The sequence below is a fragment of the Streptomyces sp. rh34 genome (genome assembly GCF_002551245.1).
Taxonomy (GTDB): domain Bacteria; phylum Actinomycetota; class Actinomycetes; order Streptomycetales; family Streptomycetaceae; genus Streptomyces.
This window is the reverse complement of sequence record NZ_NTGZ01000106.1, coordinates 1-24,119: the sequence shown is the minus strand read 5'-3', so window position 1 is coordinate 24,119 and position 24,119 is coordinate 1. Positions and strand designations below refer to the sequence as shown.

Here is a 24,119-nt window from a genome sequence, read left to right as displayed (position 1 = left end):
TCCCTCGCGCCATCAGAGATGTGTATAAGAGACAGGTGCGATCTGCTCCAGCCGGTAGCCGCCCCGTCTGAGCTGGTGGGCCAGCCCGGCGTCCCGTACGTCGGCCTCGGCGTACACCCGGTAGCCGGTCCGCGGGTCGCGGCGCGGGGTCACGAGACCTGCGCGCTCCCACTTCCGCAGCGTGGCAGGCTTGACCCCCAGCTTTCCCGCCAGCGGTCCCACGAACATCCCGCCGGTGCTCGCCGCGTCGCCGGGTGCGGGCACTGCGCCGGGCCTCAGGTCGCGGAGGGCCCTCTCGACCGCTTCCAGCGTCCGACGGTCCTCCAGGAGCTGGGCGTGGCTCTCGTCGACGATGCGGAACGCTTCCTCCGGATCGTCGCGGTTCACCGCCCGCATGATCGACGCCGCAGTCCCGTGCCCGTGGCCGGGCACCAGTGCGAGGAACGCCGCGAGGGCGTGCGCGTGCAGGGGCGCGTAGGTGCGGTAGCCATGGGGGGTGCGCCCGGCGGCCGGGAGGATCCCCGCCGCCTCGTAGTTCCTGACGGCCTGCGTCGACAGACCGTGCCGACGGGCCAGATCGACGGGCCGGAGTCGGCCTGCTGTTTGAGGGTTTTTCCTCATGGGGCCCACGCTATCGCGCAAAAGTCTCAACCGAGAGTTCAACGATACGGTTGAAGCCATGGCCAACGACATCAAGGACATCACCCACGCCGTCGACGCGGCTTCCGTCATGAGGCTGTTCGCCTCCCCTCCCAGGGTGCTGGCCCTGGGCGAGCCCACCCACGGGGTGGAAGCCCCCCTCCTCCTGCGCAACGCGCTCTTCCGGGAGCTCGTCGAGCGGGAGGGCTACCGGACCATCACCATCGAGAGCGACTGTGTGGCGGGGCTGCTCGTGGACGACTACGTGACGACGGGCGCTGGCGCGCTCGACGAGGTGATGGAGCGGGGGTTCGGCCACGGCCTCGGGGAATCCACGGCCCATCGTGAACTGGTGTGCTGGATGCGCGCGTTCAACGACGGCCGGCCCGCGTCCGACCGGGTCCGCTTCGCCGGCTTCGACGGCCCGCTGGAGATGGCCTACGCCGCGAGCCCCCGCGAGTCCCTCACCTCGCTCCATCGCGTTCTCGCGGACCACGTGGACGCGGGCCTGCTCCCCTGCACCGCAAAGACGCTCGACCGCCTCCTCGGCGCCGACGACCGATGGACCGACCCGGCGGCGATGCTGGACCCGTCCGCTTCTATCGGGCGGTCGGCGGAGGCCGGGCAGCTGCGCCTGCTCGCCGATGATCTGGGTGCCCTGCTCGACGCGTGGACGCCACACCTGATCGAGGCGACCTCGCGGGACGCGTTCGACCGGGCGCTCCTGCACGCGCGGGCCGCCGCGGGGCTCCTGCGGTACCACTTCTGGATGGCCGACACGTCACCGAGCCGTCTGTCACGGCTGACGGGCCTGCGGGACCAGATGATGGCCGGAAATCTCCTCGCGCTCGCCGAGCGGGGGCCGGTTCTGGTACACGCCCACAACAGCCATCTCCAGCGGGACATGAGCTCGATGCGCATGGGCGGCCGGCGGCTGGAGTGGTGGAGCGCGGGCGCCGTCGTCAACGCCCGCCTGGGCGAGGGGTACGGCTTCCTGGCCACCGCCTTCGGCACCATGAGGCACCACGGGGTGGACATTCCACCGTCGGACACCCTCGAAGGAACCCTGTACGCGCTCCCGGAGGAGTCCTGCCTGCTGGACGCCTCCGAGCCGGCCGCCGCCACCGCCGCCACCGGCTTCGTCCGGCGCGCCTCCCCGTACTTCGGTTACGCCCCGCTCGACCCGGCGCACCTGGCCCGTATCGACGGAGTCGTGTTCATGAAGGACGTCCCGGAGGACTGAAGCCGCTCCTGACGCCCGGCGGGGGTGCTCATCGGATGCTCGGCGCGGCCGGACGGGTGAATCGACGTCAGGTCAGGAATAGTCGGGCCGGGGGCCGTTGTTGACCGCACCATGACTTCTGATATTTCCGGGACGGGCAGGACATTCGGACGGGTGGGGATCTGGAGCGGGGCCCTGCACGCTTCGCGGGTGGACGACGCGGGCAGGAATGCGATCGCGGAGGCGCTCGCCGAGCTCGAAGGACTGGGGTACGGCGCCGTCTGGATCGGGGGCAGTCCGACGCCCGAGGACGCGGCGGCCGTCGTGGCCGCCACCCGGTCGATCACGGTGGCCACCGGCATCCTGAACATCTGGAACCACACGGCCGAGGAGGCGGCGGCCGCGATCGCGGCGATCGATCCGGACGCGCGCCGTCGCTTCGTCCTCGGTCTGGGCGTCAGCCACGGGCCGATGGTGCCGCAGTACGCGAAGCCGTACAGCGCGATGGTGTCCTACCTGGACGCGCTCGACGCCGCCGAACCGTCCGTGGGCTCCGGCCATCGGGTCCTGGCGGCTCTCGGGCCGAAGATGCTGAAGCTCGCGGCCGGCCGGTCGCTGGGGGCGCACCCCTATCTCGTCACCACCGAGCACACCGCGGAGGCCCGTGAGGCGCTCGGCCCCGACGCGCTGCTCGCCCCGGAGCTGACCGTGGTGCTGGACACCGACCTCGACCGGGCCCGCACCACCGCGCGGACGATGCTGGGGATGTATCTGCAGCTGCCCAATTACACCGACAACCTGTTGCGGCTGGGGTTCACGGAAGGCGACTTCGACGGCGGCGGCAGCGTCCGTCTGCTCGACGCCCTCTTCGCGCTGGGCGACGCCGAGCAGGTGCGGCGTCGGACACGGGCGTACCTCGACGCCGGCGCGGACCATGTCGCGTTGCAGGTGCTCACCGCCGACGAGGGCGGCGCCGGCCTGCCGCGTGCCGCATGGCGTGAGCTGGCCGAGGCTTTCGGCGACGAGCTCTGACGCGAGCGGACGCGCTCCGGAGCGCGTCCGCGGCCATCGGCCCCTCTCCGTCCTCTCCCCCGCTCCTCCTCCGCCCCACCTCTCGCCTCTCCCTCTTCACCCGGTCCGTCAACACGTGGCACGTGTCGCGCCGTTCGGGTGATGTGCGGCGTGCCGGGAGGATCCCGGTGCGGCTCTGGGCAGCCTTCGTGCGACCGACCGTGGAGGGGGAGTCGTGGGAGTGGCACGTGAGTACGGTCGCGCCATCAGTGAGGGTCCGACACCGGCCGATGCGGCAGGAGCGCCCGCACTGCCCTGGCCGAGCGGCTGGTCCGCGCTGGCCTTCTCGCACGAACTGCGACCGGGCACCGTCCTCACCCGGCCGCTCGCCGGGCGCGACGTCGTCCTGTATCGCACCGGCACGGGAGCGCTCCGCGCCGTCCGTCCGTACTGCCCGCACCTGGGGGCCCACCTCGGCCTGGCGAAGGTCGAGGGGGAGGATCTCACGTGCCCCTTCCACTTCTTCTCGTTCGGCCCCGACGGCACCTGTGTGCGCACGGGGTACGGCACACCGCCGCCGCGGTCCCCGCTGACGCGACTGCCCGTCCACGAGGTGAACGGGGGCGTCTTCGTCTGGCGGCACCACGACGGCAGGCCTCCGGACTGGGCCGTCCCGCAGTGGCACGAGATCGGACACAGACCTGCGCGTACGGCCGCCTGGGAGCTGGCCGGCAACGTCCAGGACGTTATCGAGAACTCGGTCGACCTCGGGCACTTCGCCACCCTGCACGGCTGGGCGAAGGCCGAGATCGACGGTCCTGTGACATACGACGACGCTACGTTCCATGTCGCCATGCGGGCCCACGAGTCGGCGCCGCTCATGGGTGACTTCACCGTCGACGTGAAGGTGGACGGCTACGGACTCGGGTGCCTGCACGCCGACGTCCACACGCCCCGCTTCGGGCTGCGGATGTGCACGATGGTGATGCCGACGGCCATCGGGCCCAACCGGATGCAGTTCCGGCAGCTGAACCGCATCGCCTTCGACGAGCCGGGCCGGCTGCCGCCCGGACTCGCCCGGATCGTCAGCCGTACGGCGGCCCGGCTTCTGGATCGCCCCGTCTTCCGGTCCAGTTGCGAGTTCACCGCCGCCGATTTCCCGATCTGGCACCACAAGCAGTACCAGCAGCCGCCCCGGCTGGCTTCCGGTGACGGACCGATCGGCCCGTTCCGGCGCTGGGCCAAGCGGTTCTACCCGGAGACGCCCGGCAGGGTCGCCTTGACCAGCCCCCACCGCGGCGAGGGCGAGGACAGCGTCGTTCTCTCCTGACGTGGCCCGAGTGACCTGAGCCTGTCCGGCTCGGCCCGCGCCCCTTGTCCCGGCCTCCGCGTGCCCCCTTCTCGGCACCGCGGACGCCGGGGCTCCGCACTTCGGGCGCCAACCGGGCAGCGATCACGGGAAAGCGGGCAGCTCTGGCGACCGGATCGGCGACCGTTCTGGGCGTGACCAGCGCCGTCGCCCCCGGGAAACGGGCACGATCGGGCTGAGGGGATCTGGTGAAGCGGCTGGTAGTCGCCCCGGGAGTGCTTGTACAAACGACACATGAGCCCGAACGGACAGGCGGGCTCCGCCCGCAACGGGCCCAGCAGCGACCAGGGAAGTGCGCCGTGGACACCGAGGAACGCCGTCGGGGAATTCTGGACACGGCCCGGCGGGAGGGGGCGGTCGGGGTGAACGCCCTCGCGGACCTGTTCAAGGTGGCCAAGGAGACCGTCCGCCGCGATCTGCGTGTGCTGGAGGAGCACGGACTCGTCCGCCGGACCCATGGCGGCGCCTACCCGGTGGAGTCGGCCGGATTCGAGACCACGCTCGCCGTGCGTACCACGCGCAACGTTCCGCAGAAGTCGCGGATCGGGACCGCCGCCGCCGATCTGCTCGGCGACGCCGAGACGGTCTTCGTCGACGAGGGCTTCACCCCGCAACTCGTCGCCGAGGCGCTCCCGCAGGACCGGCCGCTGACCGTGATCACCGCTTCCCTGGCCGTCGCCACCTCCCTCGCCGGGGCCGAGAAGACCTCGGTGCTGCTGCTGGGGGGCCGGGTGCGCGGCTCGACGATGGCGACCGTCGACCACTGGGCCTCCCGGATGCTCGCGGACTTCGTCATCGACCTCGCGTATCTCGGAGCGAACGGCATCTCCCGCGAGTACGGCCTCACCACGCCGGACCCCGCCGTCGCCGAGGTGAAGGCGCAGGCGCTGCGCAGCTCCCGGCGCAGGATCTTCGTCGGGATCCACAGCAAGTTCGGGGCGGTGAGTTTCTGCCGGTTCGCGGGGGTCGGCGACTTCGAAGCGATCGTCACCGACGCGGGACTCTCCTCGGCGGAGGCCCAGCGCTACTCCCTGCGGGGGCCCCAGGTCATCCGCGTCTGACCGGCCCCGTCCGGCCGTGCGACCGGCCCTCCGACCGCACAGCTCACGCACACGCACACGCACCGCAGCACCGCTCCACCTCACCCGCCGGTGCCAGGTTCGCCATGCCCGCAACGACCCGATCACCGAGCCGCTACGACTGATCAGGAGCCCCCATGCCCCATCCAGGACGCCGCAGCCGACCACGTATACGCGGTCGGGCCTGCGCCGTGACCGCCGCACTGGCCCTGCTCGCCACCGGTTGCGCCGGAGCGGGCGGGACCTCCTTCGGGGGCGGCGACGCACTGAACGTACTGATGGTGAACAACCCACAGATGGTCGAACTGCAGAAGCTCACCGCCAAGCACTTCACGAAGGAGACCGGCATCAAGGTCCACTTCACGGTGCTGCCCGAGAACGACGTACGCGACAAGATCAGCCAGGACTTCTCCAACCAGGCGGGCCAGTACGACGTCGCCACCATCAGCAACTTCGAGCTGCCGTTCTTCGCGAAGAACGGCTGGCTGCACCCCCTCGACGACTACGCGAGGGCCGACACCGCCTTCGACCAGGAGGACATCCTCCAGCCCCTGCGGGAATCACTGACCGCCGAGGACGGCAAGCTCTACGCCCAGCCCTTCTACGGCGAGTCGTCCTTCCTGATGTACCGCAAGGACGTCTTCGAGAAGCAGGGCCTCACGATGCCCGAGAAGCCGACCTGGCAGCAGGTGGCGAAGCTCGCCGAGCAGACGGACGGGGCGGAGCGCGGGATGAAGGGCATCTGCCTGCGCGGGCTGCCGGGCTGGGGCGAGGTGATCGCCCCGCTCACCACGGTCGTCAACACGATGGGCGGCACCTGGTTCACCGAGGACTGGGAACCACGCCTGACCGCACCGGAGTTCAAGAAGGCGACGAAGTTCTACGTCGATCTCGTGCGGAAGCACGGAGAGCTCGGCGCCCCGCAGTCCGGTTACGCCGAGTGTCTGAACAACATGACCCAGGGCAAGACCGCCATGTGGTACGACGCCACGGCCGGCGCCGGGTCCCTGGAGGCGAAGGGCTCCCCGGTGAGGGGGAAGATCGGCTACGTCCCGGCCCCCGTCGAGCGGACCAAGAGCTCCGGCTGGCTCTACACCTGGGCCTGGGGTCTGCAGAAGGCGTCCAAGAAGTCCGACGACGCCTGGAAGTTCGTCTCCTGGGCCTCCAGCAAGGAGTACGAGGAACTCGTCGGGGCCACCAGCGGCTGGTCCAACGTGCCCGCCGGCAAACGGGCCTCCACCTATGCCAACCCCGACTACCGGGCGGAGGCGGGCGCGTTCGCGGACGTCACCGAGCGGGCCATCTCCGAGGCCGATCCGAGGAATCCGGGCACCCAGCCCCGCCCGACGGCGGGCATCCAGTTCGTCGGCGTACCGGAGTTCACCGACCTGGGCACCCGCGTGGCGCAGGAGATCAGCGCCGCCATCGCGGGCCGCCAGTCGGTGGACGCCGCACTCGCCGCCTCCCAGAAGCTGGCCGAGAAGGTCGCGGAGGTGTACCGATGACCGTCACCGCATCCAGAGAGACCACATCCCCACCGGCCCGGGCGAAGAAGCCGGGCGGTGGTGGCAGGCGGCGTGCCTGGGCGACCCGCGCCCCCCTGCTGCCCGCGCTCGTCTTCCTGATCGCCGTCACCCAACTGCCCTTCGTGGCAACCCTGGTGATCTCGCTCTTCGACTGGAACTCCCTCAAGCCGGAGAAGCGCCACTTCACCGGGTTCTCCAACTACGCCTCCGTCTTCACCGACGAGGCGCTGCGCGAATCGGTCGTGACGACCGTCGTCCTCACCGCGTCCGTCGTGATCGCCAGCGTCGTGCTGGGGCTCGTCTTCGCCCTGCTGCTGGACCGCGCGTTCTTCGGCCGGGGTTTCGTGCGCACCCTGCTGATCACCCCGTTCCTGCTGGTGCCGGTCTCCGCCGCGCTCCTGTGGAAGCACGCGCTCTACAACCCCGAGTACGGGCTGTTCAACGGGGCGCTCACCTGGTTCGGCGAGCTGTTCGGCATCGAGAGTGTCGCGCAGCCCGAGTGGACGTCGGAGATGCCGCTGATCGCCGTCGAGGCGTCGCTCGTGTGGCAGTGGACGCCGTTCATGATGCTGATCCTGCTGGCCGGGTTGCAGAGCCGGCCGGCCGAGATCATGGAGGCCGCGCGGCTGGACGGAGCCGGCCCCTGGCAGATGTTCCGCTACCTGACCCTGCCGCATCTGCGCCGCTATCTCGAACTCGGCATCCTGCTCGGGTCGGTGTACATCGTGCAGAACTTCGACGCGGTGTTCACGATCACCTCCGGCGGTCTCGGCACCGCCAATCTCCCGTACACCATCTACGAGACCTTCTACCGGGCCCATGAGTACGGGCTGGCGTCGGCCGCGGGCGTGGTCGTGGTGATCGGCACGATCGTCATCGCCACCTTCGCGCTCCGGGTGGTCTCGTCCCTCTTCCGCGAGGAGGCGAGCCGCGCATGAGCGCCTCGACCGTGACATCCGCAGCCGCGTCCGCCTCCGTCAACGCCTCCGCGCGCAGGGCCCGTCGGCGCTCGGCCGCCCTGGGCGTGGCCGCCTGGGTCGTGGGGATCGGGTTCTGTCTGCCCGCTCTGTGGATGGTACTGACGTCCTTCCACGCGGAGGCCGACGCTGCCACCAACCCGCCGGCGCTCGCCGCCGCGCTGACGCTGGACGGCTACCGCACCTTCTTCGGCGGCGGAGGCGGCCCGACGCCGTGGCCCCCGCTGGTCAACTCGCTGGCGGCCTCGTTCTTCTCGACCGTGCTGGTACTGCTGCTCGCACTTCCGGCCGCGTACGCGCTGTCCATCCGGCGGGTGCGCAAGTGGACGGACGTGATGTTCTTCTTCCTTTCCACCAAGATGCTGCCCGTGGTCGCCGGGCTGCTGCCGGTGTACCTGTTCGCGAAGAACACGGGGCTGCTGGACAACATCTGGCTGCTGGTGCTGCTCTACACCTCGATGAACCTGCCGATCGCGGTGTGGATGATGCAGTCCTTCCTCGCGGACGTTCCCGTCTCCATCATCGAGGCCGCGCAGGTCGACGGGGCCCGGCTGCCGACGGTGCTGCGCCGGGTCGTCGCCCCGGTCGCCGGTCCCGGTATCGCCGCGACCGCCCTGATCTGCTTCATCTTCAGCTGGAACGAGCTGTTGTTCGCCCGGGTGCTGACCGGCGTGGTCGCCGGGACCGCACCCGTCCATCTGACCACGTTCGTCACCAGCCAGGGCCTCTTCCTCGCCCAGCTGTGCGCGGCGTCCGTGGTCGTGTCCCTGCCGGTGCTCGTCGCCGGCTACGCCGCCCAGGACAAACTCGTCCAGGGCCTCTCCCTGGGAGCAGTCAAATGAGGGCAGCCATCGTCGAAGCCCCCGGCAAGGTCTCCGTGACCACCGTCCCGGACCCCACGCCCGGCCCCCGCGACGTGGTCGTCGAGGTGGCGTCGTGCGGGCTGTGCGGCACCGATCTCCATATCCTCCAGGGCGAGTTCGCTCCGACGCTGCCGATCGTTCCGGGGCACGAGTTCGCCGGGGAGATCGTCGGCCTCGGTGCGGATGTCACCGAGCTGTCCATCGGCGACAAGGTGGCCGTGGACCCCTCGCTGCACTGCCACGAGTGCCGCTACTGCCGTTCGGGCCGGGGCAACCTCTGCGACAACTGGGCGGCGATCGGTGTCACCGTGCCCGGGGGCGCGGCCGAGTTCGCGGTGGCGCCCGTCGCCAACTGCGTACGCCTGTCGGAGCACATCGACGTCCGGGACGCTGCACTGATCGAGCCGCTGTCCTGCGCGGTACGGGGCTACGACGTCCTCAACGGCAACCTCGGCGCCCAGGTGCTGATCTACGGTTCCGGAACCATGGGGCTGATGATGCTGGAACTGGCCAAGCGCACCGGCGCCTCGTCGGTGGACATGCTGGACGTCAACGCCCAGCGGCTGGCTACCGCGACGACCCTGGGCTGCACGGGCGCGGCGGCCCGTGCCGAGGAGCTTGACCGTCCGGGCGGCTGGGACGTCGTCATCGACGCCACCGGCAACGCCGGGGCCATCCAGGACGGCCTGGGAAGGGTCGCCAAGGGCGGCACGTTCCTCCAGTTCGGGGTCTCCGACTACGCCACCACCGCGGTGATCGAGCCGTACAGGATCTACAACCAGGAGATCACGATCACCGGTTCGATGGCGGTCCTGCACAGTTACGAGCGGGCCGCGGCGCTCTTCGCGAGCGGGGTGCTGGACGCGTCGGTGTTCATCAGCGACCGGCTGCCGCTGGAGCAGTATCCGCAGGCGATCGAGCGCTTCCGGGCAGGGATCGGCCGCAAGATCGTGGTGGAGCCGTCACGGACGCTTCGGTGAACACCATCGACGCGGGTGACGCGTTCATGGCGGGGATGCCGACCTGACTGGGGGCGCAGGCCGGCTGGGACCCGGCACTGTCGGCCGGGCACCCGAAGGCGACGCCGGGGAGGCCGGAACCGAGCCCACGGCCCCGCTCGGGGTGTGAACCAGGCACCCATCGGGCATCACCCTCAGGACCCGAGTTCCGCACGGCCCTCCCCCGGCCCACGGAAACCGCCCGGCCCCACCAGGCTCCTCCGCCCGGTGGGGCCGCGGCGTCGCCTCAGCTCTGTGGACGCCTGCCGTGGTTCGCGGCGTTCTTGCGGCGGGCCTTCTTCTTACGACGTCGCTTCGATGACATCGAACCCTCCTTCTCTCTGCTGTGTACTCCGTTGCGGGCGGTCCATCAGGCGGTGAGGCCCGGTGATCACCGGGCCGCCTACCCATGGACACCGTGGCAAACACCCGGCGCGGGTGCAACCGGCGGCGCGCCGCGGGGCGGGTACGGACAGGTGTGCGGAGGCCGTGGACGGACAGGTGTGCCGAAGCCGTGGCCCGGGAGCGCTCGCGGCCGACAGCGCGGGGACGGCCGTCCGGCTCGACGACGGCGATCCGGACACCCGGACCGCTCCCCCGGGGTCCGTCAGTTGGTCAGCTCGTCGACGAAGTCCTCCGCGCACCGGTCCTCGGCCGCCTGGCCGTTGGCCCGGTTCATGCAGTCCTCGAGGTTCTTGAACTCCTGGGAGTCGAACACGGAGATGGCCACCACGAGGACGATCGCGGAACCGATGAGTCCGAGCGCTCCGAACGCGGCGCCGACTATCGCCATCACACGGCGCGGCGCGCGGCCCTGGCGGGTGCGGAGCGCGGCGATGATCCCGAAGACGATGGCGAGCAGGCCGAGCAGCAGCCCGCCCACCACGGTCCAGAAGAACAGGCAGGCGATGAGGCCGAGCACGAGTGCGGCGACCGCGAAGCCGTTCGTCCGTGCGGGCGCCTGGCCGCCGTAGGGGTCGTGACCGGCCGCCGGCTGCCCCGGGTACGGGGAATCGGGGTAAGAGGGAAGGGACATCGGGAGGCGCTCCTGTTCTCCTGGCTTCCCGTGCACCTGCCCCGTGGTCCGTCCTCCATGCGCCGCCTTGGTCACACTCCGGCAACTAAATGCCCTGGCCAGGAGCTTCTCGGCGGAGCCGCGCCGACAGGTGGTGCTGCAGCGGCCGGCCGACCGCGGCGAGATCGTGGACGAAGGTGAGCGTGTCCTGATCCGTCAGGGTGTAGCGGCGGCGGGTGGCGTCGACCTCCTTGGCCGTGGGGGCGAGGGACACCCGCTCGGTGGCGAGGTCGACGGCACCGTCTCGGGCGTGGCCGACCGAGATCTCGGCAACGCCGGTGGGCTGGGTGATCAACGCCTCCACCCGCCCGTCGGGCTGCAGGCGCCACCATCCGGTCTCGCGGGCGGACGGCCGCAGAGGGCGCCCGTCCGCGTCGAGCAGCCAAGCCCGGGCCTCGTACGCGAGGAAGGGCCGCCCGTCGTGGCTGAACACAACCTCCTGCGCGTAGGTGAAGTCCGCCTCCAGCGTCGGATATCCGCCGCGGCCCGTGCCCCGCCAGGTGCCGATGTACCCGGTCACCGGGGCGAGCAGCGGATGCGGCGCGGGAGACGCTTCGGGGCGGAGGGCGTCGGGGAAGGGGAGTTCGGGGACGGGGTCGTGCATGGGGTGCGCTCCAGGGTCGGTGCCGGTACAGGGTCGCAGCCTAGGGTCTCGGTGGCACGTCGGGAGCCCGGAGGCGGCCCCGCACACAGGTGTGCGGGGCCGCCGGTGACGGGCTCAGTCGTGGGCGAGCAGGGCATACCCCGCGCGGTGAGCCGGCCGCCCGCCGGCAGGAGCACGGCCGTGCTGAGGCCCTGGACGATCCGGGCAGGCTGATCAGGAACAGGGTGCGGTGGCTGCGCCGGGCCGAACACGGCCGCCCGCCTTGCACTGCCCTCCGTCGCGCCCGGTGTCATCGCGGCGGCGCAGCACGCCGCCAACCGGCCTGCCACACAGGCTGGTTGCCCGGTCTGAGCTGTACGGGGTCCCCTGCATGAAGCGAGGTCGACCTTACCTACGACGAGGCCGGTCCGGCGGGGTGGCGGCGCGGCCGCCCCACCGGACGGGGCCCGGTCAGAGCCCGAGATCACTCAGACGGGCCTCGTAGCGGATGGTGAGGTCCTCGGAGTCGCCAGCCGGGTTGTCCCAGAGGGCCTCCAGCTCGGAGCGCACGGCGTCGGGCAGTGCTTCGTACCGCTCGGACCATGTGTCGGAGTTCGGTATCCAGTAGCCGACGACCTTGAACCGGTCCGCCGGGAGCCCGAGGTCGCGACGGAGGTAACGGCGCACCGAACGCAGGGCGTTGGTCTCGCCCGCGACCCAGACGTACCCGCCCGCGAGGTCCGTGCCGGGCGGAACGGCGGCGGCCACCAGGTCGGCCAGCCGGCTCGGGCCATGACCGTTCCCGCCGTACGTCCAGGTCGCCTTGGAGTCGGAGTGCTCCCGCAGGGGGAGCACGGCCGAGGGCGCGGGCGCCTCCAGCACCACCCGGGTCCTGACATGGTCCGGCGTGTTCTCCAGCAGGCGGGCGGCAGCGGGCAGACCGGTCTGGTCGGCGACCAGCACCTGCCAGGAGAGATCGGCCGGGGGGCTGTAGAGGCCGGTGGGGTCGTTGACGCCCACGACGTCCCCGGGCCGCGCCCCGGCTGCCCAGCCGGATGCCACGCCGCCCTCGTGCAGCACGAAGTCGATGTCGACCTCGCCCGCGTCCGGGCGCACGGCGCGAATCGTGTACGTGCGCATCGGTGCGACGGGCTGCCCCTCAGGGGTCTCCCACCCGCCCTGCTCGGTCGTCCGGGGCAGGGAGACGTCGGTGCGGTCCGGGCCGTGTGGGAGGAAGATCCGCACGTACTCGTCACCGACCCCTGTGGTCCTGAAGCCCGCCAGACCGTCCCCGTGGAGAGTGACGCGGGTCATGGTCTCGGTGAGCGGCTGCACCCGGGCGACGACGGCTCGGTGGATCGTCATGGACTCTGCCCCTTCGTACGCGTGGTCGGCCTGAGCGCCTCGCCCGCCGGGACGAGAGAACCGAATTGACTTAGGCCAGCCTAACCTTCTACGGATGCCGGTTCGATACGGCATCGATCACACGATCGGACTCCGTGCGAGAATCCGGCATGTCCATTCGATACCCACGCCCTCTGCGTCCCGGTGACCGAGTCGGGATCACCTCCCCGTCCAGTGGCGTCCCCGAGGAACTGCGCGAGCGGCTCGCCGTCGCGGTACGTGAGGTCGAGGCGCGGGGATACGAGGTCGTGACCGGCCGGTGCATGGACGGCGACGGGCACATCAGCGCTCCGGCGGCCGACCGGGCCGCCGAGTTGACGGCGATGCTGACGGACCCCGGCATCAGGGCCGTGGTGCCGCCGTGGGGCGGTGAGACCGCCATCGACCTGCTGCCGCTGCTCGACTGGGACCGGCTGCGCGCGGCCGAGCCCACCTGGGTGGTGGGCTACTCGGACATGTCGACCGTCATGACGCCGCTCACCCTTCTCACGGGGGTGGCGACCGTGCACGGGAACAACCTCATGGACACCCCCTACCGGGTGCCGGAGGGACTGGTGTCCTGGCTCGACGTCGTCGCCGCGCCGCCGGGCCACCGGTTCACCCAGATTCCGCCGGAGCGGCACCGGGCCACGGGCCGGGACGACTTCGCACACCACCCGGACGTCCGCACGTTCACGCTCGACACCCCGGGCCGGTGGACGAGGCTGGACGGCGCCGGCGACGTGGACGTCGAGGGGCGGCTGATCGGAGGCTGTATCGAGATGCTGAGCAACCTCACCGGGACGCCCTACCTCGACACCTCCTCCTTCGCCCGGACCCATGCCCCGGAGGGCTTCCTCGTATACGTGGAGGCCGGCGGCCACGACGCGCTCACCATCTGCCGCAATCTGCACGGGATGCGGCTGGCCGGATTCTTCGACGCGGCCAACGCCGTTCTCGTCGGCCGTACTTCGGCCCCGGACACCAGCTCGCTCACCCAGCACCAGGCTGTGCTGGACGCGCTCGGACCACTGAAGGTGCCGATCGTCGCGGACGTCGAGTGCGGCCATGTGCCGCCGTACCTCCCTCTGGTCAACGGGGCGCGCGGCCGGGTCGTCCACACGTCGACGCGCAGCGAGCTGACGCAGACACTGGACTGACGCACCGCCGGACGGCGTTCGCCCTAGCATGGCGGGATGAGTCGACTGCCGAACCCCCACGCCCGGCGCTCCGTGCTCCGCCTGCTGGGCGGCGCCCTCGTGTCCGTGCCGCTCGCGGCCTGTGGCACGGAATCCGGCTCCCCCGCACCCTCTCCCGCCGGGAAGCCCGCCGGGAAGCCCGCCGGATCGCCCTCGCCCTCGGCGCGGGATGCCGGGCGCGCCTTCGCGGCGCTGGAGAAGGAGTACGCGGCGCGGCTCGGCGTGTACGCCGTCGACACCGGGACCGGGCGCACCGTCGCCCACCGTGACGGGGAGCGGTTCGCCTACGCCTCCACGTTCAAGGCGCTGGCGGCGGGGGCAGTGCTGCGCAAGCACGGGCTGGGCGGGCTGGAGCGCGTCGTGACGTACCGCCGTGAGGATCTGGTCGACCACTCCCCCGTCACCGAGAAGCACGTGGCCACCGGAATGAGCCTGGGCGATCTGTGCGACGCCGCCGTGCGCTTCAGCGACAACACCGCGGGCAATCTGCTGTTCGACGCGGTCGGCGGGCCCCGGAAGCTGCAGGCGGTGCTCGCGGAGCTGGGGGACGACGTGACCCGAATGGTGCGGCGGGAGACCGAGCTCAACGAGTGGGCTCCCGACGCCACCCGCGACACCAGCACTCCCCGGGCACTGGCCGAGGATCTGCGGGCGTTCGTCCTGGGCGACGCCCTCGCCGAGCCCGAGCGGGCCCGGCTCAGGCAGTGGCTCACCACCAACACCACCGGCGGCGAACTGATCCGGGCCGGGGTCCCGAAGGGGTGGACCGTCGGCGACAAGACGGGAGCGGGCAGTACGTACGGGACGCGCAACGACATCGCCGTGGTGTGGCCGCCCGACGCGGCGCCGCTGGTGCTGGCGGTGCTCTCCAACCGAACGGAGGCGGACGCCGACTTCGACAACACGCTGATCGCGAAGGCCGCGTCCGCCGCCGTCGCCGCCCTCACCGGGCAGCGGGACCATCCGTAGAGGACGGCTCAGGCCTCGTCGAGCACGGCGTCGATCTCGCCGAGGAAGTCGTCCAGGTCGCCGGGGTTCCTGGAGGTGATCAGCGGCCAGCCGGACGCGTCGTCGCGGACCACCGGCTTGTCGACCCAGGTGCCGCCCGCGTTGATGATGTCGGTCCGCAGCGACGCGTACGAGGTCAGCGTCTTGCCCCGGACGTAGCCGCCCTCGACCAGCGCCCACGGCCCGTGGCAGATGGCCGCCACCGGTCGGCCGGAAGCGGCGAACGAGCTGACGATCCGGGTGGTGGCGTCCTCCAGACGCAACGAGTCGGCGTTCAGCGTGCCGCCCGGGACCAGCAGCAGGTCGTACGCGGCGGGGTCGACGTCGTCGAGCGTGAGGTCGGGCCGCACGGTCTCGCCGGGATCACGGTCGCCGACGAGGGTGCGGATCCCGTCGGTGGAGACCGCCGCCACGCTGACCTGCGCCCCGTGTCCGCGCAGGTGCTTCAGGGGGACGACGAGTTCGTCCTGCTCGACCCCGTAGTTGGTGACGATGGCCAGGATCCGGCGGTCGTCGAGAGCGGTGGTGGACATGGGCTGCTCCGTTCCTGTGCTGTCGCTCATGCGGTCGTGTCGTCGGGGTGGGTCTCATAGGTCGTTTCGGGCGGGCGGTTCATCCGGTCGTGATCCGGACGCATTCGGCGACGGTGTCGCGCAGGCTCCCCGTCCGCGCCAGGATCTCGCGTTGGAGCCGCGCCCCGTTCCCACGCCGCTCCACGGCGGCCAGGGCCTGCTCCACCGCTTCCAGGTCCCCGCTGTCCTCCAGGGCGTCCCGCACATGGTCCAGCAGGGCCCGCAGGACGTCGGTGGCCGGCTCCGGTCGCAGGGTGCGGGGGTGGACCAGCCGGCCCTCCAGGCCCGCGCGGCCCGCCTGCCAGGAGGCCGCACGGAGCAGGGACGTGCTGATGTCCGGGGGCGGCTCACCGGCCCGCCACTCGCGTGCGGCCGTGTCCACCAGTCCTCGTACCAGCGTGGCCAGCAGCACGGTGTCGGCCGGGTCCAGGCAGACGTCCGCGATCCTGACCTCCACGGTGGGGTAGCGGTGCGAGAGACGCGCGTCGAAGTAGACCATTCCCTCGTCCCGGAGCACCCCGGTGCCGATCAGCGACCGCACGCGGGCGTGGTACTCCGCGGCGGAGCCGTGGACCTCCACCGGACCGGCCGACGGCCACCGCCCCCACACCCGGCTGCGGTAGCTGCGGTATTGGCTGTCCTGCCCCTGCCAGAACGGAGAGTTGGCGCTCAGGGCGAGCAGGACGGGCAGCCAGCAGCGCACCCGGTCGAGCACGGCGACCCCCTCCTCGTCCGAGGCAACCGAGACATGGACGTGGCAGCCGCAGGTCAGCTGCTCCTGGGCGGTCAGCCCGTACCGCTCCGCCATCCACCGGTAGCGCTCCCCCGTGCCGATCTTCGGACTGACCGGGAGGGGCGAGGTCGCCAGGGCCGCGACCGACGCCCCGACGTCCGAGGCGTGCCGTACCGCCGCGGCGCGCCACCGGCGGACCGAGGCGGCGAGTTCGCCCATGTCCGCGCAGGGATCCGTGGAGAACTCCAGCTGCTGGCGGTGCAGTTCCGCCTCGAAGGCCGACTGCCCACCCGCCTTGTTCTCGGCGACCGCCAGCACCGCCGAGGACAGGGCCCGTGCCTCTCCGCTCGCCGCGTCGACCAGCAGCAGTTCTTCCTCGACACCTACGGTGCGAACCACAGCGTCCCCCTTCGACGGTCGACAGCGGTCAGGAGGAGAGGACCGAGTCGTCCTCGGGCCGGGCGCCGGGCAGCCGGTGGCGGGCGGCGACCAGTGCGCTGTCGACGTCACCCGTGCCGGTCGACACGCACAGCGTGTACGCCACGTCGTCCATGCGCTGCCGAGCCTCCTCGCCGCCGCTCTCCGCGTGCAGCACTCGCAGTGCCTCGTACTGCTCGACCAGGTTGCGCAGCACCGTGGGGTGGGCCATCAGCATGCGGGTCATCCTTCCGCCGGAATCGTCGGGTGGCGTCCTGTGCCCGGGTGGGGCACCGCCCCGGGTACCCGCCCACGGGCGAGCCACACACCGGGGTGACGCGTCCGCCGCTCCGTGCCGCGCGACGCGCCCCGGCGGGTCTCCGGAGCTCCAATATGGCCGGGCGGCATGGCCTCCGCATCTTCTCCGCCCCTCTCCCGGGCCGAGGCCAGGTGTGCGGAGCCCGGTGTCCCGGTCCTCGTCGGATCCAGGGACTGCTTCGCCCGGCAGTGGGTACCCACCAGGGCACATCACTCGTTCCCCGGTCGCACCGGGGCAGTACGGAAGGAAGCTCACATGACCGACCGCAGGCCGGAAGGCACCGCCTACACCGGGGCTTCCGGCAGCCCGCCCCCCGTTCCGGCGGACATGCAGGACCAGCAGACGCAGGAGGGCGAGGACGCGCTCGACATACCGGTGCCGGACCGGGTGGCGCGCGGAGCGGGGCATCCCGAGCCGGACGAGGCCGGCGCCGGCCGGAAGGTGCCGCGCAACGCGGGCGCGCATCCCGACAAGCACCCAACCCCGGACGAGTCGACGGGCTAGCCTCGGTCCCACCGGCCGGGTGGGCTCGAATCCGGACGGCTCACCACTGAACGCACAGGCTGGTGCCCCGGCCCTTCTTGGGCCGGGGCACCAGCCTGTGCGTTCAGTGGTGGCCGCGCGCGCTGCTCGACGCGCCGCCGAACAGCCTGGCCAGTGCCCGGAAGGGCAGCGTGACCACGGTGGCGATGGCTCCTCCGATGGAGCGAAGTACGTCTGCGATGGCCTTCAGCATGGGTCGCCCTCCATTCCCGCCCGGACCTTCCGGAGGTTCCGGAACGATCGGTGCGAGAGCCACCGCGTACCCGGCCCACGCGGCCCCAACCGGAGAGCCACCTGCCAGAAATCCGCCCGGAACGCCCTGGAGCCCCGGAGCGCGATGCGCTCCGGGGCTCCAGGGTCGGTCGAACCCGGATCAGGCGGTGGTGATGTTCTCCGCCTGCGGGCCCTTCTGGCCCTGGGTGATGTCGAAGGTCACCGCCTGGCCTTCCTGAAGCTCACGGAAGCCGGTGGAGTTGATGTTGGAGTAGTGCGCGAAGACGTCGGGACCGCCGCCGTCCTGCGCGATGAAGCCGAAGCCCTTTTCCGAGTTGAACCACTTGACGGTTCCGCTGGCCATGCCCGTACCTCTCAGCAGTAAACGGATCCGCACCGCGCGGACCCGGAGGTGATCGCCCTGGTTCTCAGGCACTGCACAGCAAAACGCCCGCGCCAGGCGCGGGCAGGTACTGCGAACCACGACATCTTCCGGCGACGCTACACGGCGGGATCACTCCTCACCAGAGAGCAACGCCATTTTGGTGTGGATCACCTTCACCGTCACCGGCTCGTGCCACACCGACCACGGTCCGTTCAGGGCCTGTCGACCCGCTGCTGCCGGCACCTCCTCAGGGCGCCGGCAGCCGCCGGAGCAGCAGCGACCCCACACCGCGGACGAGCGGTCCGGCCAGCAGGGCAGCCGCACCCGGTGGGCCACGGGCGGCCCGGAGCCCCGGGTGCTACTGGATGAACCGGGGCAGCCAGCGCGCCTGGTAGTCGGGGTGGCCCGCGTACTCGGCGGCCAGCTGCCGTACGGCGAAGCCGAGGCCCACCGCGCGGCCGGAGCGGAAGTCCTCGGCCGGGCGGTCCGTGTCCAGGTCGGCCACCTCGACGTACTCGCCGAGCATGACCCGGCTCGTCTCGATGCGCTCCAGGGTCCGCGCGGGGTTCTGGAGGGCGATGTGCTGGTCGAAGCCCCGGCCCCGTACGGTGAACGCCACCCCGCCGGTGCGGTCGTGGACCTCGCCCGGCACATCGGCCGGGCACCGCCATCGGTCCCCGCCGGCGGCCAGTGCGACGTGTTCCTCGTCGGCGAGCCGCGCCCGGACGAAGGCCACCATGTCTGCGTTGCCGGCCATTGGATGCCGCTCCCTTGCGCTGACGGATCTCTGCACTCGATACGGGGAGCATTCTGGTGGACCGGACGCGGCACGATCCACCTCCGCATCCGGTTCACCCCACCGTGTCCCCCGCGTTGCTCGCGGCCAGGTCGGCGAGGACCTTGTGCAGCGGTTCGGTCTCCCGGCGGCGGTACTCCTGCACCGCCCAGCCGTTGCCGTCCGGATCGGTGAAGTACATGAAGGTCGCCCCGTCGTCGGGGGCGTACCGCTGCGGCTCGGAGACCTCGACGCCCCGGCCGACGAGTTCGGCGTGCGCGGCGGTGATGTCGGTGACGCAGAGCTGGAGGCCGTGGTACGTGCCCGGCCGCGGGGTTCCGGTCGGGTTGGGCAGGCCGTCGGTGAGGGCGATCGAGCAGCCGGATCCGGACGGTGTCAGCTGGACGACGCGGGCGCCCGGCATCACCTCGGCGTCGATGTCGACGTGGAAGCCGAGCTTGTCCCGGTAGAAGTCCCGGGCCCGGTCGATGTCGGTCACGGGAAGCACGATCACTTCGAGGGTCCAGTCCATGGGTCAGCTCTCTTTCGCGGGTCGCTCGGGGCCCTGGTCGGGCCGTGGCTCATCGATACCGGGCTGTGCATCGTCCGTGCCGGGCCGTGTCCTGTCCATGCCGGGCCGTGTCATGTCCGTTTCGGCGTCGCCCGCCCCCTCAGCGGCGAGCGGTGCCGCACCGCCCTGGAGGCGGGCCAGGTCGGCGGGCCTGACCTGGATGACGAACAGGGCGACCAGGGCGGCGACCACCGCGAAGCAGGCCGCGACGACGAAGGCGCTGGAGACGCCCGAGGTGAGCACCTCGTCTCCCCAGGGCGGTGGCAGCTCGCCGGTCCTGCGGAACTCCAGCAGCTGGGCGGGCGTGCCCTCCTGGAGGAAGCTCGGCACCTGGTCGGTCGCCTCGTTGCGGCTGGCCGTGCCGAACGTCGTGACGAGGATCGACAGCCCCAGGGACCCGCCGACCTGCTGGGTGGCGTTGAGGATGCCGGAGGCGGCGCCCGCCTCCTTCGGGGCGACGCCCGAGACCGCCATCAGGGTCAGCGACACGAACTGCATGCCCATGCCGAAGCCGAACACGAGCATCGGGCCGAGGATCGAGCCGAGGTAGGAACTGTGGACGTCGGTCAGCGTCAGCCAGCCGAGACCGACGGCGGCCAGGAGGGCTCCCGCCACCATGAAGGGTTTGGGTCCCCACCTGGGCAGCAGCTGGGAGGCCAGGCCGGCGCTGACCGCGATGACGGCGCTCACCGGCAGGAAGGCGAGGCCGGCCCGCAGCGGGCTGAAGTCGAGGACGTTCTGCACGAAGAGGGTCAGGAAGAAGAACATCCCGAACATCGCCGCGGCGAGGCTGAGCATCATCGCGTAGGAGCCGGCGCGATTGCGGTCGCGGAACATCCACAGAGGCGTGATGGGCTGTTTCGAGCCACGTTCGACCGTGATGAACACCGTGAGGAGCACCACGGCCACCGCGAACGAGCCGAGGGTGATCGCGTCGGTCCAGCCGTCCTCGGAGGCGCGGATGAAACCGTAGACGAGCAGCACCATGCCGACCGTCGACGTGAGCGCGCCGGCGATGTCGAAGTGGCCCGGACGGCGTTCGGACTCGGGGATGTAGCGGGGGGTCGCGAAGGCGATCAGCAAGCCGATCGGAACGTTGACGAACAGGACCCAGCGCCAGTCCAGCCACTCCACCAGCAGCCCGCCGGCGAGCAGTCCGATCGCACTGCCGCCCGCCGAGACGGCCGCGAACACCCCGAACGCGCGGTTGCGTTCGGGTCCCTCGCGAAAGGTGGTGGTGATCAGCGACAGAGCGGTGGGCGAGGCGATCGCGCCGCCGACGCCCTGGAGCGAGCGGGCGGCCAGCAACTGCCAGCCCTCCTGGGACAGTCCGCCGAGCAGCGAGGCGAAGACGAAGAGCAGCACGCCGAAGACGAAGACCCGGCGGCGGCCGAGGATGTCACCGAGGCGTCCGCCGAGCAGCAGCAGACCGCCGAACGTCAGCGTGTACGCGTTGACGACCCAGGAGAGGTTCTCGGTGGAGAACCCCAGGTCCTTCTGCATGTGCGGAAGCGCGATGTTGACGATGGTGACGTCGAGCACCACCATCAGCTGGCACGAGGCGATGACCAGCAGTGCCAGTCCGCCCCGGTGCCGATCGGCGGTGGCCGGGTCGGCGGGTGTCGCGTGGGAGCCCGTCATGGTGGGGTTCGTCTCTCGTGCCGAGGGCAGTGCGCCCGAGGGGGCGGCCGGTCTCTGCGTCGGTCGGATGAACGCGGGCGTTCACCCGATCGACGTTATGCCGGAACCCGGAGCCCCGCCAATCGAGCGACCGGCCGTCCGCGCGGGCGGCCGGGTTCACTGGAGCGCGTGGACCGCGGTACGGAAGACGGCGGGCGCCCGGTGGGCCGCGGCGACGATCAGCCGCCCCGATGACGGGTGGCCCGCGGCGGCCAGCAGGGCCGCGGTGAGCAGGCGGTAGCGTCGGGTGACCCGTGCCCACCGGCGGGGGTAGTCCTCGGGCCGACCGGTGGTCAGGCAGTCGACCGCGGCCGTCGCGGTGGCGACCGCGAGGGCGATGCCCTCTCCGGTCAGGGCGTCCACGTACCCCGCGGCGTCGCCGACCAGCAGGACGCGCCCGGCCCGCCGGCCCAGCGCCCGCTGGCGCAGCGGACCGGCCCCGCGTACGGGGGTGGCCCCGGGGTGGCCCGCGAGCCGGGCCGCGAGAGCGGGGAAGGCGGCCAGATGCTGGTCGTAGGGGTGACGGTCGCGGCTCAGGACGGCCACCCCCACCAGGCGCTCGCCGACCGGGGTCACGTATGCCTCGCCGTGCCGGGACCAGTGCACCTCGACGTGGTCCGTCCACGGGGCGAGCGGGTAGTGGCGGCGCAGTCCGTAGCGTCCGGGCCCGGCGACGGGCCGGTCGAGGCCCAGGGAGCGGCGCAGCGGCGAGTGGAGCCCGTCGGCGGCGATGAGCCAGCGCGCGGTGAGTCCGGCGGCGGTGACGGTGCCCTCGTCCTGCCGGATCTCCCCCGCCTTCGCGGCGACGACGCGTACGCCCAGGGCTGCGGCCCGCTCGTGCAGGGCGGTGTGGAGTTCGGTGCGGCGGACGCCCGCGCCGGGGCCGCCCCGGAAGGCCGCCTCCGCGCTGCGTCGGCCGTCGGTGTAGCGGATGCCGCGCAGTTCGTGGCCGGTGACCCGGACGCCGAGGTCGCGCAGGGCCGCGACGCCGCCGGGCATGATGCCCTCGCCGCACGCCTTGTCGACGGGGGCGGTGCGCGGCTCGACCACCACCGCCTCCAGGCCCGCCGAGGCGGCCCGGATCGCGGCGGCCAGTCCAGCCGGTCCACCGCCCACGACCAGGACATCGATCACGCGCGTGCGTCCACGGCCGGGAGGCGGGCGAGGGCCCCGTCCTCGCACCGGATCCGCACGGCCATGAGCGCGGCGTTGAGCACGGTGAACACGAGGGCGGTCACCCACGCCCCGTGGACCAGGGGCAGGGCGAGGCCTTCGGCGGCGACGGCGACGTAGTTCGGGTGGCCCATCCACCGGTAGGGGCCGCCGGTGACGCGGGGGAGGCCGGGGACGACGATGACGCGGGTGTTCCAGCGGGGGCCGAGCGCGCGGATGCACCACCAGCGCAGCGCTTGCGCGGCCACGACGACGGCGACCATCGTCCAGCCGAGGACGGGCGGGAAGGGACGTTCGGCGAACCCGACCTCCACCAGGCAGCCGGCCAGGAGCCCGGTGTGCAGCGCGACCATCGCCGGATAGTGCCCGCGGCCCGATTCGACGCCGCCCCGGGCGAGGCTCCAGCGGGTGTTGCGGCGGGCCACGACGAGTTCGGCGAGGCGCTCGGCCGCGACGGCGAGCACCAGGAGGGTGTACCAGGTGGTCGAGGTCATGGGGGTCTTTCCTTCCTACCAGCGCAGCAGCACCAGTTCGCAACAGAATCCGGGGCCCATGGCCAGCAGCAGTCCGGGGGTGCCCGGCTCCGGCCGGCGCTGTTCGATGGTGTCCCGCAGGACGTGCAGGACCGAGGACGAGGACAGGTTGCCGAGGTCGGCCAGCGAGCGCCAGGTGACGTCGAGCGCGCCGTGGGGCAGATCGAGGACCTCGATGACGGTCTCCAGCACCTTGGGGCCGCCCGGGTGGCACACCCAGTGGGCGATGTCCTTCGGCTTGAGTCCGTGCTCGTCGAGGAACTCCCGTACGTCGTCCGCGAGATAGCGGCGGACGACATCGGGCACCGCCGGGTCGAGGACCACCGTGAAGCCGGTGCTGCCGATGTCCCAGCCCATGACGTGCTCGGTGTCCGGGTACATCCGGCTGCGGGTGGCCACGATCTCGGGCCCCGAGACGGCCCGGCGGCCGCCGAGGGCGACCACGGCGGCCGCTCCGTCGCCGAACAGCGCGGTCGCCACCAGGTTGGCGGGCGACGCGTCGTGGCGCTGGAAGGTGAGGGAGCAGAGCTCGACCGACAGGAGCACGGCCACGTCGTCGGGGCGGCCGAGGAGGTAGTCGTGCAGCCGGGCCGTCCCGGCGGCTCCGGCGACGCAGCCGAGGCCGAACAGAGGCAGCCGTTTGACGTCCGACCGCATCCCCAGGCGGGTCACGAGCCGGGCGTCGACGGAGGGGGCGGCGATGCCGGTGACCGAGGTGAACATCAGCAGGTCCACATCGGTGGGCCGCAGCCCCGCCGCCCGCAGCGCACCGCGTACGGCCTGGGCGCCGAGGTCGACTGCGGACCGGATGAACACGTCGTTGGACGCGCCGAAGCCGTCGAGGTCGCGGTAGCCGGCCAGGGGCAGCACGGTGTGCCGGGTGCGGACCCGGGCGTTCTCGTGGAGCCGGTCCAGGACACGGCGGTCGGCTCCGGGCGGCAGGCAGGTGCGGGCCACCATCTCGGTGACCGCGCGCTGGGTGTGGCGGTGGGGCGGCAGTGCCCCGTGAACCGCGGCGATGCGGGTCATTCTGCCTCCTGCTTCGGTGGCGTCATGGCCCCATCCTGCCCACAAAAGGCGAGAGAACGGCGTAAAGGACCCGCCCGGTCGCCGCATTGACGGGCCGCCAGCCCCCTACGATCGCCCGATGGACGCCGTGGACAGGGTGAGCCCGGCCGGAGCGGAGCCGGCCGACGCCGAGCCGGTCGGAGCGGAGCCGGCCGAGCCAGGGCCGGCCGACGCGGACCCGACCGACTGTCTCTTATACACATCT

The 24,119-nt window shown here is 71.7% G+C and carries 25 protein-coding genes and 1 pseudogene; 11 read left to right on the top strand and 15 right to left on the bottom strand.

Going from position 1 to position 24,119, the window contains the following annotated elements; translation table 11 throughout:
- Nucleotides 1–30: 30 nt before the first annotated feature.
- Nucleotides 31–621: pseudogene (locus CR470_RS20280) on the bottom strand (MerR family DNA-binding transcriptional regulator); the annotation flags it as partial.
- Nucleotides 622–679: 58 nt separating this feature from the next.
- Between CR470_RS20280 and CR470_RS20275 the strand changes: the two are divergent.
- The 8 genes from CR470_RS20275 (at nt 680) to CR470_RS20240 (ending at nt 9,666) form a co-directional block, all read left to right on the top strand.
- Complete coding sequence (locus CR470_RS20275; RefSeq protein WP_097868992.1) at nt 680–1,882, top strand: erythromycin esterase family protein; 1,203 nt, start codon at nt 680–682, stop codon at nt 1,880–1,882.
- Between the two features lie 111 nt (nt 1,883–1,993).
- A complete protein-coding gene (locus CR470_RS20270; protein ID WP_097868991.1) occupies nt 1,994–2,893 on the top strand; it encodes an LLM class F420-dependent oxidoreductase in 900 nt (299 codons plus the stop codon).
- A 214-nt stretch (nt 2,894–3,107) separates the two neighbouring features.
- Complete coding sequence (locus CR470_RS20265; protein ID WP_097868990.1) at nt 3,108–4,202, top strand: Rieske 2Fe-2S domain-containing protein; 1,095 nt, start codon at nt 3,108–3,110, stop codon at nt 4,200–4,202.
- A gap of 338 nt (nt 4,203–4,540) precedes the next feature.
- The gene (locus CR470_RS20260; protein ID WP_097868989.1) at nt 4,541–5,302 is read left to right on the top strand and encodes a DeoR/GlpR family DNA-binding transcription regulator; all 762 of its coding nucleotides are present in this window, start codon (nt 4,541–4,543) and stop codon (nt 5,300–5,302) included.
- Nucleotides 5,303–5,457: 155 nt separating this feature from the next.
- Nucleotides 5,458–6,825 carry an ABC transporter substrate-binding protein gene (locus CR470_RS20255; RefSeq protein ID WP_097868988.1) on the top strand — a complete coding sequence of 456 codons (1,368 nt, stop codon included), beginning with the start codon at nt 5,458–5,460 and terminating at the stop codon, nt 6,823–6,825.
- Nucleotides 6,822–7,784: a carbohydrate ABC transporter permease gene (locus tag CR470_RS20250; protein WP_097868987.1), complete on the top strand. Its 963-nt coding sequence runs from the start codon at nt 6,822–6,824 to the stop codon at nt 7,782–7,784. Before CR470_RS20255 ends, CR470_RS20250 begins: the two co-directional genes overlap by 4 nt.
- Nucleotides 7,781–8,665, top strand: coding sequence for a carbohydrate ABC transporter permease (locus CR470_RS20245; protein WP_097868986.1), 885 nt, complete (start codon nt 7,781–7,783; stop codon nt 8,663–8,665). Before CR470_RS20250 ends, CR470_RS20245 begins: the two co-directional genes overlap by 4 nt.
- Nucleotides 8,662–9,666 carry a zinc-dependent alcohol dehydrogenase family protein gene (locus CR470_RS20240; RefSeq protein WP_097868985.1) on the top strand — a complete coding sequence of 335 codons (1,005 nt, stop codon included), beginning with the start codon at nt 8,662–8,664 and terminating at the stop codon, nt 9,664–9,666. The genes CR470_RS20245 and CR470_RS20240 overlap by 4 nt, the downstream gene beginning before the upstream one ends.
- 625 nt (nt 9,667–10,291) lie before the next feature.
- Here the strand turns inward: CR470_RS20240 and CR470_RS20235 are convergent.
- The 3 genes from CR470_RS20235 to CR470_RS20225 form a co-directional block, all read right to left on the bottom strand.
- A complete protein-coding gene (locus CR470_RS20235) occupies nt 10,292–10,720 on the bottom strand; it encodes a DUF4190 domain-containing protein (RefSeq protein WP_097868984.1) in 429 nt (142 codons plus the stop codon).
- Nucleotides 10,721–10,805: 85 nt separating this feature from the next.
- Nucleotides 10,806–11,363, bottom strand: coding sequence for an FABP family protein (locus tag CR470_RS20230; RefSeq protein WP_097868983.1), 558 nt, complete (start codon nt 11,361–11,363; stop codon nt 10,806–10,808).
- 450 nt (nt 11,364–11,813) lie between these two features.
- A complete protein-coding gene (locus tag CR470_RS20225) occupies nt 11,814–12,707 on the bottom strand; it encodes a siderophore-interacting protein (protein WP_097868982.1) in 894 nt (297 codons plus the stop codon).
- Nucleotides 12,708–12,856: 149 nt separating this feature from the next.
- On the opposite strand from CR470_RS20225, the gene CR470_RS20220 reads away from it, so the two are divergent.
- Nucleotides 12,857–13,885 (top strand): S66 family peptidase, encoded by a 1,029-nt coding sequence (locus CR470_RS20220; RefSeq protein WP_097868981.1) that lies wholly within the window; start codon nt 12,857–12,859, stop codon nt 13,883–13,885.
- Between the two features lie 36 nt (nt 13,886–13,921).
- Nucleotides 13,922–14,893: a class A beta-lactamase gene (gene bla, locus CR470_RS20215; protein WP_097868980.1), complete on the top strand. Its 972-nt coding sequence runs from the start codon at nt 13,922–13,924 to the stop codon at nt 14,891–14,893.
- Between the two features lie 8 nt (nt 14,894–14,901).
- Here the strand turns inward: bla and CR470_RS20210 are convergent, their stop codons facing one another.
- The 3 genes from CR470_RS20210 to CR470_RS20200 all read right to left on the bottom strand — a co-directional run bounded on the left by CR470_RS20210 (nt 14,902) and on the right by CR470_RS20200 (nt 16,892).
- A complete protein-coding gene (locus CR470_RS20210) occupies nt 14,902–15,465 on the bottom strand; it encodes a type 1 glutamine amidotransferase domain-containing protein (protein ID WP_097868979.1) in 564 nt (187 codons plus the stop codon).
- 79 nt (nt 15,466–15,544) lie between these two features.
- A complete protein-coding gene (locus CR470_RS20205) occupies nt 15,545–16,636 on the bottom strand; it encodes a glutamate--cysteine ligase 2 (RefSeq protein WP_097868978.1) in 1,092 nt (363 codons plus the stop codon).
- Nucleotides 16,637–16,664: 28 nt separating this feature from the next.
- Nucleotides 16,665–16,892, bottom strand: a complete 228-nt coding sequence (locus CR470_RS20200) for a DUF5133 domain-containing protein (protein ID WP_097868977.1) — start codon at nt 16,890–16,892, stop codon at nt 16,665–16,667.
- Nucleotides 16,893–17,228: 336 nt separating this feature from the next.
- Between CR470_RS20200 and CR470_RS20195 the strand changes: the two genes are divergently transcribed.
- Complete coding sequence (locus tag CR470_RS20195) at nt 17,229–17,477, top strand: hypothetical protein (protein ID WP_097868976.1); 249 nt, start codon at nt 17,229–17,231, stop codon at nt 17,475–17,477.
- Nucleotides 17,478–17,580: 103 nt separating this feature from the next.
- Here the strand turns inward: CR470_RS20195 and CR470_RS40650 are convergent, their stop codons facing one another.
- From CR470_RS40650 to CR470_RS20160, 8 genes are all read right to left on the bottom strand, one after another.
- Nucleotides 17,581–17,709, bottom strand: coding sequence for an LPFR motif small protein (locus tag CR470_RS40650; RefSeq protein ID WP_003964321.1), 129 nt, complete (start codon nt 17,707–17,709; stop codon nt 17,581–17,583).
- A 180-nt stretch (nt 17,710–17,889) separates the two neighbouring features.
- On the bottom strand, nt 17,890–18,093 hold the full coding sequence (locus CR470_RS20190; protein ID WP_003964323.1) for a cold-shock protein: 204 nt from the start codon (nt 18,091–18,093) through the stop codon (nt 17,890–17,892).
- A gap of 379 nt (nt 18,094–18,472) precedes the next feature.
- Complete coding sequence (locus tag CR470_RS20185; protein WP_097868975.1) at nt 18,473–18,871, bottom strand: DUF6221 family protein; 399 nt, start codon at nt 18,869–18,871, stop codon at nt 18,473–18,475.
- Nucleotides 18,872–18,965: 94 nt separating this feature from the next.
- Complete coding sequence (locus tag CR470_RS20180) at nt 18,966–19,421, bottom strand: VOC family protein (protein WP_097868974.1); 456 nt, start codon at nt 19,419–19,421, stop codon at nt 18,966–18,968.
- 3 nt (nt 19,422–19,424) lie between these two features.
- Nucleotides 19,425–21,101: an MFS transporter gene (locus CR470_RS20175; protein WP_097868973.1), complete on the bottom strand. Its 1,677-nt coding sequence runs from the start codon at nt 21,099–21,101 to the stop codon at nt 19,425–19,427.
- 156 nt (nt 21,102–21,257) lie between these two features.
- Nucleotides 21,258–22,274: an NAD(P)/FAD-dependent oxidoreductase gene (locus CR470_RS20170; protein WP_097868972.1), complete on the bottom strand. Its 1,017-nt coding sequence runs from the start codon at nt 22,272–22,274 to the stop codon at nt 21,258–21,260.
- Nucleotides 22,271–22,807, bottom strand: a complete 537-nt coding sequence (locus CR470_RS20165) for an isoprenylcysteine carboxyl methyltransferase family protein (RefSeq protein WP_097868971.1) — start codon at nt 22,805–22,807, stop codon at nt 22,271–22,273. The genes CR470_RS20170 and CR470_RS20165 overlap by 4 nt, the downstream gene beginning before the upstream one ends.
- 15 nt (nt 22,808–22,822) lie before the next feature.
- Nucleotides 22,823–23,875, bottom strand: coding sequence for a type III polyketide synthase (locus CR470_RS20160; protein WP_097868970.1), 1,053 nt, complete (start codon nt 23,873–23,875; stop codon nt 22,823–22,825).
- Nucleotides 23,876–24,119: the final 244 nt, after the last annotated feature.